Source organism: Paraburkholderia podalyriae, assembly GCF_014397785.1.
In the GTDB taxonomy this organism is placed as follows: Bacteria; Pseudomonadota; Gammaproteobacteria; order Burkholderiales; family Burkholderiaceae; genus Paraburkholderia; species Paraburkholderia podalyriae.
Genome location: NZ_VZQQ01000068.1, coordinates 15056 through 29852, shown reverse-complemented (window position 1 = coordinate 29852; position 14797 = coordinate 15056). Strand labels below are relative to the sequence as shown.

The following is a 14797-nucleotide window of genomic DNA, read 5'->3' as shown; positions in this document are numbered from 1 at the left end:
CGCGTTCTGACATCCAGAGAGCCGTCGCACTGTCGCAGCGGGATCTCGCTCACCTCGTCCTGATCTCTCGCGGCGTTGTTGGTCTCGTACTATATTCCAACTTCTGACGGGTTACGCTGACGGATACCCGCTTACGTTAAATCTGCGAGCCCGCTTGAATATTCCACGCCAAAGTGAACAGGAATTCCACGGCAAAAGAACACGAATTCCACGGCAAAGTTAATGCCGATTCCACGGCAAAAAGAACAGGGTTTCCACGCCATCGCGAACAGGATTTCGGGGTGGCGGCGACGCGGGTCAACGGTGGCACGATCGACGGTTTTGTCGGGAGTGCCGAATGGCAAATGTCAGGTTGACCATGCGCAAAATCAGGGAAGTGCTGCGGCTGCATTTCGAGTGCGACCGCAACCAGAGGGAGATCGCCGACGCGGTCGGCGCCTCGACAACAACGGTGTGGCATTACCTGCGCCGCACGCGGCTGGCGGGGCTGGGCTGGCCGCTGCCAGCGGAACTGCTAACGGACGACGCGGCGCTCGAGGCGAGGCTGTATCCGCCGCCGGCGCGGCGCGAGCCAACGCGCGGCATGCCGGACTGGCCGACGGTGCATCGCGAGATCGGCAGGAAAGGCGTCACGCTTGATCTGCTGTGGCAGGAATACAAGGCGCAGCATCCGGACGGCTGCGGCTACAGCTGGTTCTGCAAGGCCTACCAGGAATGGGCGCAGCGGCTGCCGGTCACGATGCGGCAAACGCACGTGCCGGGCCAGAAGCTGTTCGTCGACTACTCGGGCAAGAAGCTGGGCATCATCCAACCCGGACACCGGTGAAATCCGCGAGGCCGAGTTGTTCGTCGCTGCGCTCGGCGTGTCCGGCTTCACCTTCGCGGAACTCACCTGGACCCAGAAGTTGCCAGACTGGATCGGCTCGCACGTGCGCGCCTTCGCGTTCTATGACGGTCTGGTCGAAATCCTGGTCCCTGACAACCTGAAATCGGGCGTCCACAAGCCTGGGTTCTACGATCCGGACATCAATCCAACCTACCAGAAAATGGCCGGGCATTACTCCGTGGCTGTGATCCCGGCTCGCATTAAAAAACCGCGAGACAAGCTGAAAGCAGAGTTATCGGTTCTCCTGGTGCAGAGATGGGTCCTCGCCCGCCTGCGCAACCAGCGCTTCTTCAGTCTGGACGGGGCAAACCGGGCGGTCGCCGCCTTGCTGACCGATCTGAACAACCGGCCCTTCAAGAAATTACCTGGCTCCCGCCGTAGCGTCTTCGACGAGATCGATCGCCCGGCGCTCAGGCCGTTGCCCGAGCGGCCGTATCAGTACGCGGAATGGAAGGTCGCACGCGTCGGCCCGGACTACCACGTTGAGCTCGATCAGCACTACTACTCGGTGCCGTACCGCTACGCGCGCGAGCAGGTCGACATGCGTCACACGGCCAGCACCGTCGAAATCTTCCATCGTGGCCAACGCATTGCCGCCCACGGCAAAAGCGCCCGAGCTCGCCACCACACCACGATCGACGCGCACATGCCGCCCGAGCATCTCGCGGTCGCGAAAGGCTGGGATCCGCAGCGGCTGCGCAACTGGGCCGCCGACATCGGTCCGCATACGGCGGCCGTTATCCAGCACCTGCTGGGTGCCCGCAAGCACCCGCAGCAATCCTATCGAACCTGCCTGGGCGTGCTGCGCATGGGCAAGGACTACGGGCGCGACCGGCTCGAAGCCGCCTGCCGCCGCGCCATCGATCTGAAAGCGCCGAACTACAAGTTCATTGCCTCGACGCTGAAGAATGGCCTGGACCGGGAGCCCGACGCGGCTCCCGCCCAGGCTGACCTGCCGCTCATGCACGCCAACGTGCGCGGGCCGTCTTACTATCATTGAAAGGGAGTCGTTATGCTGCAACATCCCACTGTCGACAAAGTGCACGCGCTGCGCCTGCCCGGCATGGCGGCGGCGCTTGCCGAGCAACAGACCCAGGACGGCATTGACCGGCTGGGCTTTGAAGAGCGTCTGGGGCTGCTGGTCGAGCGCGAAGCCAGCGAGCGTGACTCGCGACAAACGGCGGCCCGGCTGCGCCGGGCCAGACTGAAGGTCCCTGACGCGTCGCCCGAGGACATCGACTATCGCACCGCCCGTGGGCTGGACCGGGCGCTTACCGCCCGACTGCTGACCGGTGAGTGGCTTCGGGAGAGGCAGAACCTGATCCTGGTTGGCCCGACCGGGCTCGGCAAGAGCTGGTTGGGTTGCGCCTTCGCCATCCAGGCGTGCCGTCAGGGGTTCTCCGCCTGCTATCTGCGCGTGCCGAAGCTGAACGAGGAACTGGCGATCGCACACGGCAGCGGGCACTACGCGCGGTGGCTTGCGCAACTGGCCAAGACGGATCTCGTGATTCTCGACGATCTGGCCATGGCGCCGCTGACCGATTCGGCCAGGCGCGACCTGCTGGAGGTGCTCGATGACCGGCACGGACACCGATCCACGCTCGCCACCAGCCAGATTCCAGTGGATCACTGGCATGAAGCGATCGGCGAGCCGACCGTCGCCGACGCGATCCTCGACCGGCTCGTGCACAACGCACATCGCATCACCCTCGCGGGCGAATCACTGCGCAAGACACGTAGCCGATTGACCGCGAAGCAGCAGTCCGAGTAAAAAGGCAAAGGTCCCGCGTCGCTGCGCTCAGTTTGTTCGCGATGGTGTGGAATTCTTGTTCTCTTTGCCGTGGAATCACGATTCACTTTGCAGTGGAACGGCTGTTCTCTTTGCGTGGAATACGCACCCGCTCTTCTCGGAGCGCAAGACATCGCATTGTTATGCGTGACGCCATACTCCTGCGTCATCTACAGATCGAGCACAAGCACCGGCGAATGTGAGCGCGAACAACAAGGCGTGAACCGGTCATTAGCCGCACGCTCTTCATCGGTCAGGAACATGTCCCTGTGCAGCGGTGTGCCATCGAGAACGCGTGTAAGGCATGTACCGCAGACGCCTTGTTCACACGAAGTCGGAATGTCAACGCCATGTTTGGCGAGTACTGATAAGGCCGTTTCGTCAGCGCCGACTGATAGGACCTCGCCGCTGCTTGCGATTCGAATCTGGAACGCTCGGTCCTCTTCATCGGTGTCTTCAATTGCGGCGGCAAAATATTCGCGATGCAATAGCTCGTCGCGATATCCGGCAGCGCGAGCAGCCCCCAGGACGTAATCGATGAAACCACCTGGCCCGCAGACATACACGTGAGTGGCGGGATTATTGGCAGCGCTGAAGACAGACGTAGCATTGAAACGCTGCGTAGCGTCGCCATCGTCAACGTGCAAGATGACATTCGACACGAAGCGTGAGCCTTTCAGGCGTTCCATGAAAGCGAGCTTGGAGCTTGAGCGGGCGCAGTAATGGAGTTCGAATGATTCGCCGGTCGTGTAGAGGCTTTCGGCCATCGACAAAAGCGGCGTAATCCCAATACCACCAGCCACTAGAACGGAGTGATGCGCGTCCTTTGATAGCTGAAAGTGATTTCGCGGCAGGCTGATCGTGAGGGTCGTTCCTTCCCTAAGTTCGTGCATGGCAATCGAACCACCACGAGAAGCGGGGTCCTTCAGTACGCCAATCGAGTACCTGTGCGTTTCGTTGGGGTCGTTACATATCGAATACTCGCGAACGGGACCGCCGGGTGGATGCACGTCAATGTGTGAGCCTGCGATGAACGACGGAAGAGGATTTCCGTCCGCATTTACCAGATCGAACGCGCAGACATCCTCGGCGACCAGCTGCCTGTTCGTGACTGTGACTGTCAAACTCATGATATTTTCCGCCCGAACTCAGACCGACGCGGTTTGCGCTTCGAGTGACGCCGGCGCGGACTCGGCCTTGATCATTGCGGTCCACTGTCGACGCGCCTGCACTGGGGCGATATCAAATGCGATGTCGACGAACGGCCTGTCGGGAGTACGCTTCACACTCCGATATTGCGACTCAATGATTTCCTTGTCTTCGCCGAATGTGACCACGATGTTTCGATAGATCTCTTCAGTAACCGAGGGCTCATCAAGGCGGAAATTATGCGCGGCCGACCAGAAGTAATGCGTTGTGTCTTCCGTTTCCGGGGTCATCGCGTTCAGCCCGCGGAAGCCATATCCGCCGTCACGCTGCCCTTCCGGTGCTCCAGCGCCTACGTCCTTGGCTCCCGTGAAAATTCGCACGAGCCCGGGTTCGAACTCGATTTCTTGCCAGCGATCGACCCGATCAGTGCCAAATGTAAAGGCAGCGGTATATGTCGGCGGGGGAACACAATTCGGCATCCAGCGCTCGACACGAACGCCGCTGTCCGTGCGCGTCGTCTTCGTCGTCGCCGCGAAGTGAGTTTCGGCATCGCCACCGATAGTCTGCTTGTGTACGTAGCCGAGATGTGTCAGGTCGAGCAGATTGTCGTAGATCAGCAGATGGTTCGCTTCAATGAGGTACGTGTTTTTCTTGTACCGCCATCTGCCATCCTGATGCCACGGGTATGCCGGAATCCTGTTCGCATCTGCCTTTTCGGTATCGCCCATCCAGATCCAGATCAGGTCGTCGCGCTCGAAGACCTGATAGGCCTTCACCTTTGCCTTGGACGGGATCCTGTCCTGACCGGGAATGCGGACGCATTGCCCATTCAGATCGTATTCCAGTCCATGGTAGGCGCAGCGCAGACAGTCTCCCACGACATCGCCGTGGCGCAACGGCAAGGCACGATGACAGCATCGATCCTCCAGCGCTGCCACTGTGCCGCCTGCGCCTCTGAACAGGACGACGGGCTCGTTCAGGAGCGTCCGGGCGAAGGGGCGGGTTTCTACTTCGTCGGCCCATGCCGCGACGTACCACGAGTTTTTGGCAAACATAGTTGTCTCCATATCGTCGGGAAGACATCGACGGAACCCTTCCGTCGTTGCTTCGCTAAATTGACTTTCCGCAAGTTTCACGGCTGCCTTATCATCTGGCAATCAGATAGCGTAAATAACGGTGATAGACAAAATGGATAACTTCGATCTGAATCTGATCAGGGTCTTTGACGCGTTGCAGCGGCATGGACACGTCGGTAAGGCCGCCGAGGAACTCGGCCTGAGCCAGCCGTCGGTTTCGTATTCGCTCAAACATCTACGCGAACAGCTCGGCGACCCTTTATTCGTAAAGGTGCGGCACGGGATGGAGCCGACCTCGCGCGCGCTCGCGCTGACCCCAGTCGTTCAGTCGATCCTGGCCGATATCCGTGAACATATCCTCACGGCGCCCGGTTTCGACTCAGGCACAGCGCGCCGAACGTTCACTCTCGCAATGTCGGACGTTGGAGAAATGGTCTTCCTTCCAAAAATCATGAAACGGATCGCGAGAGATGCACCGCTCGTCGACGTGCGCACTGTGTCGACCGATCCGAAGGATCTGATGGCGGCGTTGCAGCGCAGCGAAGTGGATCTCGCCATCGGTTACTTTCCGGATCTTCAGGGCACAGACGTCTTCCAGCAGCGATTGTTTCGTCATGGCTTTGTCTGTCTGGTCCGGGCCGATCATCCGGTGGTATCGGAAGGACTGACGAAGAAGCAGTTTCAGTCGCTGCCGCACGCAGTCGTGCAGGCCGAAGGTCGCAGCCAGGAAATCGTAGAGCAATTCCTGAAGGCGAAAGGTGTCCAGCGCCGCGAGATGCTCCATTCGCCGCATTTCCTGAGCATTCCGATGGTTATTGCTTCCACTGACCTCGTTGTGACCGTCCCGGCTGCCGTAGCAGAGGTGTTCGCACGGTTTGCCGATGTGCACGCGCTCGAACCTCCCTATTCGATGCCGTCATTCGATCTGAAACAGCATTGGCACCGCTCCCAGCAGAACGATCCAGGCAACCGCTGGCTGCGGGCTCAAGTGCTCGAGTTATTTGGAGACGATGGGTCGGCTAGACGACGATAGGTGACGACCGATTTCTTGCCTTCCTTAAGTCGGGCGGTGTTATTCATTTTATCTATTACCGTTATTTAACCCATCTGGTTGCCAAATGGGTGTCCCGTGACGAAACTGGAGTCCTAGTACATGCTGGCTTGCCGCTGTGCAGACGATTTACTGGCCGTGGCTCTCTTGGCTTGACGGCACACACGATAAATATCACCGGCGGAGACGCATGAACTACAGTAAGTACTACATATCACTTGTGGGTGCACTCTTCACCATGCCTGCTTTCTGTCAGAGCAGCGTGATCTTCTACGGCATCGTTGACACAGGGATCGAATATATTTCGCATGCGAATGCGTCGGGCGACAAGCTTTTCCGGATGCCAGCGATTACTGGTTCGCTTCCGTCGCGGTGGGGTTTGCGTGGATCCGAAGACCTCGGCGGCGGATATAAAGCTGTTTTTACTCTGGAGGGCGGCTTCAATCTGCGAGGCGGGGATCTTGGGCAAGGGGGCCGGCTTTTCGGCCGGCAGTCATGGGTTGGCGTTAGTGGGCCGTTCGGCACCGTTTCGTTTGGTCGTCAGTACACCATGACCTACCTTGCCCTGCTCGATAACGATGTGCTCGGGCCCGCCATCTATAGCCTTGGATCGCTTGACGCATATGTGCCGAATGCACGAAGCGATAACAGCATTGCTTACAAAGGCACGTTCGCCGGATTCACACTCGGCGCAACTTACTCTTTTGGCCGAGATTCAGCCGGCACCGGAAACTCGCCGGGACAAGGGACTTGCGCGGGATCCATCGCGAGCGACTTCAATCAGTGTCGGGGTTGGTCGGCGATGGTGAAGTACGATGCACCCATGTTCGGGGTAGTGGCGTCGTACGAGGAACAGCGTGGTGGGACGAATGCAGCGTTCAGCTTCTTCGACGGGGTGGCGCCAGTCGCGATTGCGAGTAGTGGCGACAAGGACACTCGCATACAGGCGAATGCTTATGTGAGATTTTCTGGTGTGAAAATTGTTGGCGGATGGCTTGGACGCAGCGTTGAACCAGCCTCAGCTAGCACGGCGAGCGTCCGGTCAAACATTTACTATGCCGGCGCTTCCTATCTGGTTACACCATTTTTGAATGTCGATGGAGAAGCCTATCGGATCATAAACCGCGAACACGATACGCGCGCGACGTTAAGTACGGTACGCGTCATGTACTTCCTTTCAAAGCGGAGCGCTGTCTACACTCAGGTAGCATACCTCGCGAACAGTACCCACGCGCGATACGGCGTCAGCTCGGGGGGCGCAGGTGCTACGCCTGGCGCGGGGATGGGTCAAACCGGCGCGATGGTTGGTCTGAGGCATCTCTTCTAGGTGCTGAAAGGGGCGGCACGCCCGAAACCATAGAGCGTTGCTACACCACGATTCGACGATTGTCAGTTTACTCGTGCGAATTGGCGCAAGCGGCTTCCTTTCGCCATGACGGGGGATAAACGTCCGGTTCCAGAGGCGACGTTCGGCAGATTGATGTGGGCGGCCGCTCGGGGTCGCAAGTACTCGTTCGCTTTCCGCGGGACGAGTCATTCGCGACCACCGACTGTGAATGACAGGAAAGCGCCCCATACCCGTCTGACCGGCACCGATGCTCGAATGACGGCTCAGGCCGAGCTGCTGCCTCTGAGGCGCCGTCATGAACGACCGGTCCATCTTGTTACCTGCGCTTGAACTCCCAACGTCCCACCGGCGGCGATGCGGTCGACAAGACTCGTTCAGCGATAAGGCTAACCTGTTCAACCGAAGGTAACGAGCCGCCTGAGTGTCGCGACGGTGAGTTCGGGATGCCCCATGAGAAACGGCAATCCATGATCGGCAGTCTGAGCGACGCGCGGAGCCGCATGGGGCGGTAAGCCCTCTAGTCGCGCTCGTGAAATTCCCATGGATTCATCCTGTCGACAGATACCGGCGCATTGGGTCGGGGCACGACGCCCTTCAGGGCTTGCATTGAGCCATCCGGTGCGGACGGCGGATCGACGCGAAGCCAACGCCCCAGCGTATCGCGGACACACTGCTGGCAAAGGTCAAGGCTCACATGGGCGCCGTCGCTGAAAATCGAGCCAAAGCCGCCACGCCAATCGAGCGACATCTTTTCGTACCACTCCCACTGATCGTCAACGGGCGTCATGCGCCGGCCGCAGCGGTCGCATGTGCATGCCGCGACCTCCTGCACCGTCCTGTCCCGGTATTCGCGCATGACCTATCCTTTTGCCCAGTCAGAATTTTCCCAGTCCGGCGGCACGAGACCAAGCTGCTTCGCAGTGTCAACCGGCAGGCGCAACAGCACCGTGCCCGGGCCGCGCTCCATGTTGCCGAGCATCGTGACTTCAGCGGCTACACCGTCGAGCTCGAGATACACGACGTCGTCCGGCTCAAGAATTTCGGTGTAGAGATCCCAGCCGGGCTGATCACCCTCTTTCGCCTGATACCTAATGTGGTTCCTGGTACTCATGACTCCCTGTCCTTTTTGCGAGCGTTTATGTGGAGGAACTCATAAATCTTCCGAATGGAAGATTTATGAGTTCCTCCACATAAGATAACAGCGCCGTCGAAACTACACTGGCGGAAGGCAGCCGGAGTCGAACCGACCCGAGAGCGTCTGACGCCCCCAACTGGGTTTGAAGCCCAGCCGCACCACCGGATACGAATGCCTTCCTACGGTGATCAAATGACGCGTGGCCGTTTGAAACAGAGCGCCAGCAAGTTCAAGGTAGATCGAGCCAGCGACTATCCGTGCGCACGAGATGCAGGCCACGGTGAAAGCGAGTATAGCCAACCCGGTCGAAGAACTCCAAAAGCTGGATCGCGCGTTTGCGGCCGAGTCCGGTCGCGTCGCGAAACGGCGCGGCCGCCACGGTGCCGGCGTTCTTGTGCGCCTCGCTCGCCGCGATCGACGCAAGCTCGCGAATCACCCGCTGGTGATAGAACAGATCACGCACGACCTGGAACAGGTCGCCCCGACGCGCGAGCTTGCGCAGCAACTGACGCACACGCTCCTCGGGCACACCGTGCGCGTTCGCGAGGTCGCGCACCCACGGCGGATCGAACCGCCCCGCCGCCTCGATCTCGGGCAGCAGCGTCGCGGCAAGCGCCTGATCGGCGGCGTCGAGCGTCACGGTGTGGCCAGGCAAATGCAGCCACGGTCCGCGTTTGACGAGCTCGCCACGCGCCGCCGCATCGTCGACCAGCGCACGCCACAGCGCGTCGTCGACCAATGGCGCCGCGATGCGCCGCAAGCGCGACGCGTCCGGGCCCAGCTCATCCGGCGAGCGCTCGTGGTATTGCGCGAGCACGCTGGTCAGCCGCCCGGCGAGCGCACGCCATGTCGCGTCCGCGACCAGCAGCGCCTCGTGGCCGGGTAGTTCGATCGCGCGTGTCCCGGCCGGCAACGCGAGCGCGGCCGCCGGCATCCCCGTCAAGCGTTCCAGCAACGTCCGCGATAAACCGTGCGGCGCGCACGCGAACAGCGAGTCGAGTGAACCGGTGTCGAGCAGCGTCTGTATCGCGTCGAGCCAGGCGAAGCGCTCCGGCGAGCGCCGCTTGCGCGCCGGAGCGAACGGATCGAGCACGTGCCCGCCGCCCACCGTGCGATTGGCCTGCGCGTTACGCACGACGAAACGATCGCCCGGCACCGCGCACAGCGGCCGCTCGAACACAAGTTGCACGCGCGCGCGCTGACCGGGCGCGAACGTGTCGCTTTCGAGCAGCGCGACGTGCGTGACCTGATGCTGCGTGCCGAGATGCACGTGCAACGGCGCCCAATGTTCGAGCGCGTGCGGCGCGTCGGCGAGCAGCGTCAGCATGACGTCGATGCGCTCGCTCGCCTGCGACAATCGCGAGTCGACGATCCAGTCGCCGCGCTCGATCGCACTCTTGTCGATGCCCGCCAGATTCAGCGCGCAGCGCTGGCCGGCGCGACCGGTTTCGGCGGGGCGATTCTGCGCGTGAATGCTGCGCACGCGTACCGACTGATTTTTTGGCGCGAGCAGCATCGTGTCGCCGACGCTCACGCTGCCCGCTACCACAGTCCCTGTGACGATCGTGCCCTGCCCCGCGAGCGTGAATACGCGATCGACGGCCAGGCGGAACAGGCCGTCGTCGCGCTTCATGCGCCATGCAGCGGCCTGCTCGAGCAGATGCGCGTTCAACGCGGCAACGCCCGCATCGTCCGCGCGCGTCGCGCAGGTATCGAACACCGGCGCGTCGCGCAGCACGCTGCCGCCGACGAACGCGCTCACTTCGTCGCGCACTTCGCGCAGGCGCTCGCCGTCGACGCGATCCACTTTCGTCAACGCGATTGCGCCGCGCTGGATGCCGAGCAATTCGACGATCGCCAGATGCTCGCGGGTTTGCGGCATCACGCCGTCGTCGGCGGCGATCACGAGCAGCGCGAAGTCGATGCCGCTCGCGCCCGCGGTCATCGTGTGCACGAGCTTTTCGTGGCCCGGCACGTCGATCAGACCGAGCACGTCGCCGTTGTCGAGCGGCACGTACGCGTAGCCGAGCTCGATCGAAATGCCGCGCGCCTTTTCTTCCTTGAGCCGGTCCGTATCGACGCCGGTGAGTGCCTTCACGAGGGTCGTTTTGCCGTGGTCGATATGCCCCGCTGTACCGACGATCATGCGTGCCTGTCCTTCAGTTGCTTTTCGGTTGCGCGATCAGCTGTGCGATCAATTGTGCTTCGTCGGCGGCTTCGAGGCAGCGCAAATCGAGCCGCAACGCGTCGTCCGCGATCCGGCCGATGACCGGCCGCGCCATCTCGCGCAACTGCTTCTCGAGCGCGAGCAGATGGCGGCCGCCGCGTTTGCCGTCGGTCATTCGGACGACGAGGCCATAGCTCGGCAGCACGTCGACGGGCAATGCGCCGCTGCCGATCTGGCTGAACATCGGCTCGGCGGCCACGGTGTAGCGCGCGTCGATCGCCTGCTGCAGTGCCGGCAACACGCGCTGCGCGGCGTCATGAATGTCTTTAGCGGGCCGCGTGAGCAGCCGCAGCGTGGTCAGCCGCTCGGTCAGCTTCTCCGGCACGCGATACAGCTGCAGCACCGGCTCCAACGCCGCGAGCGTCAGCTTGCCGACGCGCAGCGCGCGCTTGAGTGGATGCTTCTTGATCTTCGCGATCAGATCGCGCCGCCCGACGATCAGGCCCGCTTGCGGACCGCCGAGCAGCTTGTCGCCGCTGAACGTGACCAGATCGGCGCCGGCCGCGACGGTCTCGCGCACGGTCGGCTCGCGCGGCAAGCCCCATTCGCCGAGATCGACGAGCGTGCCGCTGCCGAGATCGACGGCAACCGCGAGCCCGCGCGCATGCGCGAGCGGCGCGATCTCTTCGATGCCGACTTCCTTCGTGAAGCCACTGATCGCATAGTTGCTCGCGTGAACCTTCATCAGCAGCGCGGTGCGCGCGTTGATCGCCTGTTCGTAATCCTTCAGATGGGTGCGGTTCGTCGTGCCGACTTCGCACAGCTTCGCGCCCGCGCGGCTCATGATGTCGGGAATGCGAAACGCGCCGCCGATTTCGACGAGCTCGCCGCGCGACACCACCACTTCTTTCTTCGCCGCGAGCGCGGACAGCGTGAGCAGCACCGCGGCCGCATTGTTGTTGACGATGGTCGCCGCTTCGGCGCCGGTCAGCTCGCAAATCAGATCGTCGATCAGGTCGTCGCGGTCGCCGCGCGTGCCCGTAGCGAGATCGAACTCGAGGTTGGCCGGTTGCGTGAGCGCGGTCATCACGGCGCGCACCGACTCGTCGGGCAGCAGCGCGCGGCCGAGATTCGTGTGCAACACGGTGCCGGTCAGATTGAACACGCTGCGAAGCCGCGACGCGTTGCGTGCGAGCAGCGCCGCGGCGACCGTCGCGTGCAGTTGCGCGGCATCGAGCGCACGCACCGCCAGGTTAGCCGCCGCATCGCCCGATTGCGCGCTGATGCGCCACGCGTCGAGCGCATCGCGCAGCGCGTTGAGTACCTGGGTGCGGCCGTATGCGCCGATGAGCGGCACGAATTCTTCCGACGCCAAGACCTTGTCCACCGACGGCACGCGCGCCATCAGCGCGCGCAATTCCGAGCTGCTCACATCGCTCACGAGCAATCCTTATGTCGTTTTGAACTTGGGTCCGGTCAGGTCGCCGTCAGGCCGAATCGTCGCCCTCCGTTTCGGCCGCGCCGGCCGTCTGCTCCGGCCACAGCCATGGATGCGGCGATGCGCGCCGGTAACCTTCCGCGCCCATCAGCAGATCGAGCGTGAGGCTCGCGAGGTCGTCCGCGAATGGATCGAACTCATAGTCCTTCGCCTGAATGCCGATCTTGCGGTAAGTATGGCATTCGTCGCACGACTCCGCCTTCAGCGCGGCGTTTTTCGATTCGGCCTCGCGCGCGGCAGCGTCGGCGTCGGGCGAGCCGGCTACGTGGTACGCGATGCCCTTCGTCGAATCGCAGTTAGAGCATTTGCTACGGACCATATGCCATTCGGTCGCGCACAATCCGCATTGCAGATAGCGATAGTTGTCGTACGCGCCGCCGATGCGCACCGTGCTCGCCACCGGATGCGAGCCGCACACCGGGCACAGGCCCGGCGTGTCGAGATACGGCACGTCGCGCCTGTCGATGTCGGCGGCGAGATCGGTCCACACGACCTGCAGCGCCGCCATGATGAACGGCGCGCTCGCCGGATCGACGTCGGCGAAGCGTTGCGCGAAGATCGCGTCGGCCTGCGCTTCGAGCGCGGCAACGTCGAGCGAGCGCAGGCGCGCCAACAGCGCCACCAGCGGCGGCGTCAACGGGCCCGCCGCTTCGATCTTGTCGAGCAGTTGCAGCAGCACGTCGCGCCACGCCGGATCGCGCGCGCCGGAAAGCGCCGGAATCAGCGGCATCGAATACTGCTGCGCGCTCGCGATCAGTTCGGGGCCAGGCGGCTGCGCGTTGAAGTGCGTGAGCACCGCCTGCTGCGCATCGGCGAGCGCCGCCATCAGCCGCAGGTAGCCGGCGATCGGGCTGCCGCGCGAGGCGAGCTGACGCAGGCGCGCGGCGCGCGGCGCGAACACCGCGAGCCGTTCCGGCATGCGGATGCGGGGTATTGCCGAGGGATCGAGCGACTCGATGTCGGCGGCTTCGAGAATGCGTTGAGCCAAGATATCGACCTCTGAAAACTGAAGAGCCGCCGCCCGTCATCGACGAGGCGCGGCGGCCCGGTGCGCGGGGCGCTGCGTGCGGCGCATCGAAACACGCGCCTGGGGCAGCGCCGATCGAGCTTACTTTACTTGCCGATGATTTCCCGAAACCAGTTCGGATGATGCTTGCGCGCCCAGCCATACGTGACGGTGCCGCGCGTCATCGCGCCAACGGAGCCCTTGACCCACAACGCCGCATAGATATGCACGATGATGCCGACGATCAGCAAAAACGCCGTCGCCGCATGCACGACCGCCGAAAGCCGGATCAGGTCCATCGGGAAATAGAACGAGAAGTAGCGCCGCCAGATTACGATGCCGCTCAGCAACAGCAGCAGCATACAGACCACCATCACGAAAAACAGCAGCTTTTGCCCGGCGTTGTACCTGCCGATCGCGGGCAGGCGTTCCTCGCGATTATTCAGCACGTCGCCGATCTGCTTCATCCACTGGATATCCGCCTGGTCCAGATAGTTGTGATGCCAGAAGCGCAACGCAAGAATCAGGAACGAGATGAACATCACGCAGCCGATGAACGGGTGCAGAATCCGCGTCCACTGGCCGCCGCCGAGCACCGCGTACAGAAACGCCATCGACGGATGAAACATCGCGAGACCGGACAGCGCAAGCAGGATGAAACAGATCGCGGTGATCCAGTGATTCGTGCGCTCGTTCGGCGTATAGCGCACGATCAGGCGATTGCCCTTCACGTCCGTGAAGTCGGTGTCCTCAGAGCGGTTCATTGCGTATCCTCCCGCGAACGGCGTGCTTCCTCGGCTTCTTTGACGGCCGCGGCTTCGTCGGCTTCAGACACCTCGTTCGGACCGACGCGCGAGTAGTGGAAGAAGCCCGCGAGTGCGGCGATTCCCATGATGGCGAGCCCGATCGGCTTGGCTATGCCCTTCCACAACGACACCAGCGGACTGATGCGCGGATCGTCCGGCAGGCCGTGATACAGCGACGGCCGGTCAGCGTGGTGCAACACGTACATCACATGGGTGCCGCCGACCTTGTCCGGGTTATACAGGCCAGCATTCTGAAAACCGCGCTCCTTCAGATCGACGATGCGGTCCTCGGCCTGCTGCTTCATGTCCTCCTTGGTGCCGAACATGATCGCGCCGGTCGGGCAGGTCTTCACGCAGGCCGGTTCCTGGCCGACCGCCACACGATCCGAACACAGCGTGCACTTGTACACGCGGCGATCCTTCTGCGACATACGCGGGATGTCGAACGGGCAGCCGGCGATGCAGAAGCCGCAGCCGATGCAGTTCTCCTGGTGGAAATCCACGATGCCGTTCGTGTACTGCACGATCGCGCCCGGCGACGGACAGGCCTTCAGACAGCCCGGGTCCTCGCAGTGCATGCAGCCGTCCTTGCGGATCAGCCATTCGATATCGCCGGCTGAATTCTCGTACTCGGCAAACCGCATGACGGTCCACGAATTCTCGGTGAGGTCGGGCGGATTGTCGTAGACGCCCACGTTCACGCCGATCTCGTCGCGCAGATCGTTCCACTCCATGCAGGCCGTCTGACACGCCTTGCAGCCGATGCACTTCGACACGTCGATGAGCTTCGCGACCGTGCCCGTGGCCGGCTCGCGAATCACCGGCGGCTGCGTGGTCGTGGCGGAAACGCGTCTGATGTCCAGTGATTGCAGTGCCATCTCTTTTC

Annotated in this window: 13 protein-coding genes, 1 tRNA gene and 1 pseudogene; 5 read left to right on the top strand and 10 right to left on the bottom strand. The window is 62.2% G+C overall.

All coding sequences use genetic code 11. The features are described 5' to 3' along the window. Positions 1-173: 173 nt before the first annotated feature. From F6X42_RS36200 to istB, 3 genes and pseudogenes are all read left to right on the top strand, one after another. Entirely contained in the window at positions 174-356 is a 183-nt protein-coding gene (locus F6X42_RS36200) for a hypothetical protein (protein WP_187638733.1), read from the top strand. After that, a pseudogene (istA, locus tag F6X42_RS36195) lies at positions 338-1886 on the top strand (IS21 family transposase). Before F6X42_RS36200 ends, istA begins: the two are co-directional and overlap by 19 nt. Positions 1887-1898: 12 nt before the next feature. Continuing rightward, positions 1899-2657 (top strand): IS21-like element helper ATPase IstB, encoded by a 759-nt coding sequence (gene istB, locus F6X42_RS36190; protein ID WP_187638732.1) that lies wholly within the window; start codon positions 1899-1901, stop codon positions 2655-2657. 188 nt (positions 2658-2845) lie between these two features. Here istB and F6X42_RS36185 read toward each other — a convergent pair whose 3' ends face one another. Further along, positions 2846-3805, bottom strand: coding sequence for a PDR/VanB family oxidoreductase (locus tag F6X42_RS36185; RefSeq protein WP_187638731.1), 960 nt, complete (start codon positions 3803-3805; stop codon positions 2846-2848). A gap of 18 nt (positions 3806-3823) precedes the next feature. Beyond that, positions 3824-4879: an aromatic ring-hydroxylating dioxygenase subunit alpha gene (locus F6X42_RS36180; protein WP_187638730.1), complete on the bottom strand. Its 1056-nt coding sequence runs from the start codon at positions 4877-4879 to the stop codon at positions 3824-3826. 133 nt (positions 4880-5012) lie between these two features. Here F6X42_RS36180 and F6X42_RS36175 point away from each other — a divergent pair, with 133 nt between their 5' ends. Next, positions 5013-5933, top strand: coding sequence for a LysR family transcriptional regulator (locus F6X42_RS36175; protein ID WP_187638729.1), 921 nt, complete (start codon positions 5013-5015; stop codon positions 5931-5933). A 208-nt stretch (positions 5934-6141) separates the two neighbouring features. Then, positions 6142-7278, top strand: a complete 1137-nt coding sequence (locus F6X42_RS36170; protein ID WP_187638728.1) for a porin — start codon at positions 6142-6144, stop codon at positions 7276-7278. A gap of 538 nt (positions 7279-7816) precedes the next feature. Here F6X42_RS36170 and F6X42_RS36165 read toward each other — a convergent pair. From F6X42_RS36165 to fdxH, 8 genes are all read right to left on the bottom strand, one after another. Beyond that, entirely contained in the window at positions 7817-8155 is a 339-nt protein-coding gene (locus tag F6X42_RS36165; RefSeq protein ID WP_246530396.1) for a hypothetical protein, read from the bottom strand. Between the two features lie 3 nt (positions 8156-8158). Beyond that, positions 8159-8410: a hypothetical protein gene (locus tag F6X42_RS36160; RefSeq protein WP_187638727.1), complete on the bottom strand. Its 252-nt coding sequence runs from the start codon at positions 8408-8410 to the stop codon at positions 8159-8161. A 108-nt stretch (positions 8411-8518) separates the two neighbouring features. Then, positions 8519-8614, bottom strand: a tRNA-Sec gene (locus F6X42_RS36155). Positions 8615-8663: 49 nt separating this feature from the next. Next, positions 8664-10580 carry a selenocysteine-specific translation elongation factor gene (gene selB / locus F6X42_RS36150; RefSeq protein WP_187638726.1) on the bottom strand — a complete coding sequence of 639 codons (1917 nt, stop codon included), beginning with the start codon at positions 10578-10580 and terminating at the stop codon, positions 8664-8666. A gap of 13 nt (positions 10581-10593) precedes the next feature. Next, a complete protein-coding gene (selA, locus tag F6X42_RS36145) occupies positions 10594-12042 on the bottom strand; it encodes an L-seryl-tRNA(Sec) selenium transferase (RefSeq protein WP_187638725.1) in 1449 nt (482 codons plus the stop codon). Between the two features lie 46 nt (positions 12043-12088). Continuing rightward, positions 12089-13087, bottom strand: a complete 999-nt coding sequence (fdhE, locus tag F6X42_RS36140) for a formate dehydrogenase accessory protein FdhE (protein WP_187638724.1) — start codon at positions 13085-13087, stop codon at positions 12089-12091. Between the two features lie 125 nt (positions 13088-13212). After that, entirely contained in the window at positions 13213-13869 is a 657-nt protein-coding gene (locus F6X42_RS36135) for a formate dehydrogenase subunit gamma (RefSeq protein WP_187638723.1), read from the bottom strand. After that, on the bottom strand, positions 13866-14789 hold the full coding sequence (gene fdxH / locus F6X42_RS36130) for a formate dehydrogenase subunit beta (RefSeq protein WP_187638722.1): 924 nt from the start codon (positions 14787-14789) through the stop codon (positions 13866-13868). Before fdxH ends, F6X42_RS36135 begins: the two co-directional genes overlap by 4 nt. Positions 14790-14797: the final 8 nt, after the last annotated feature.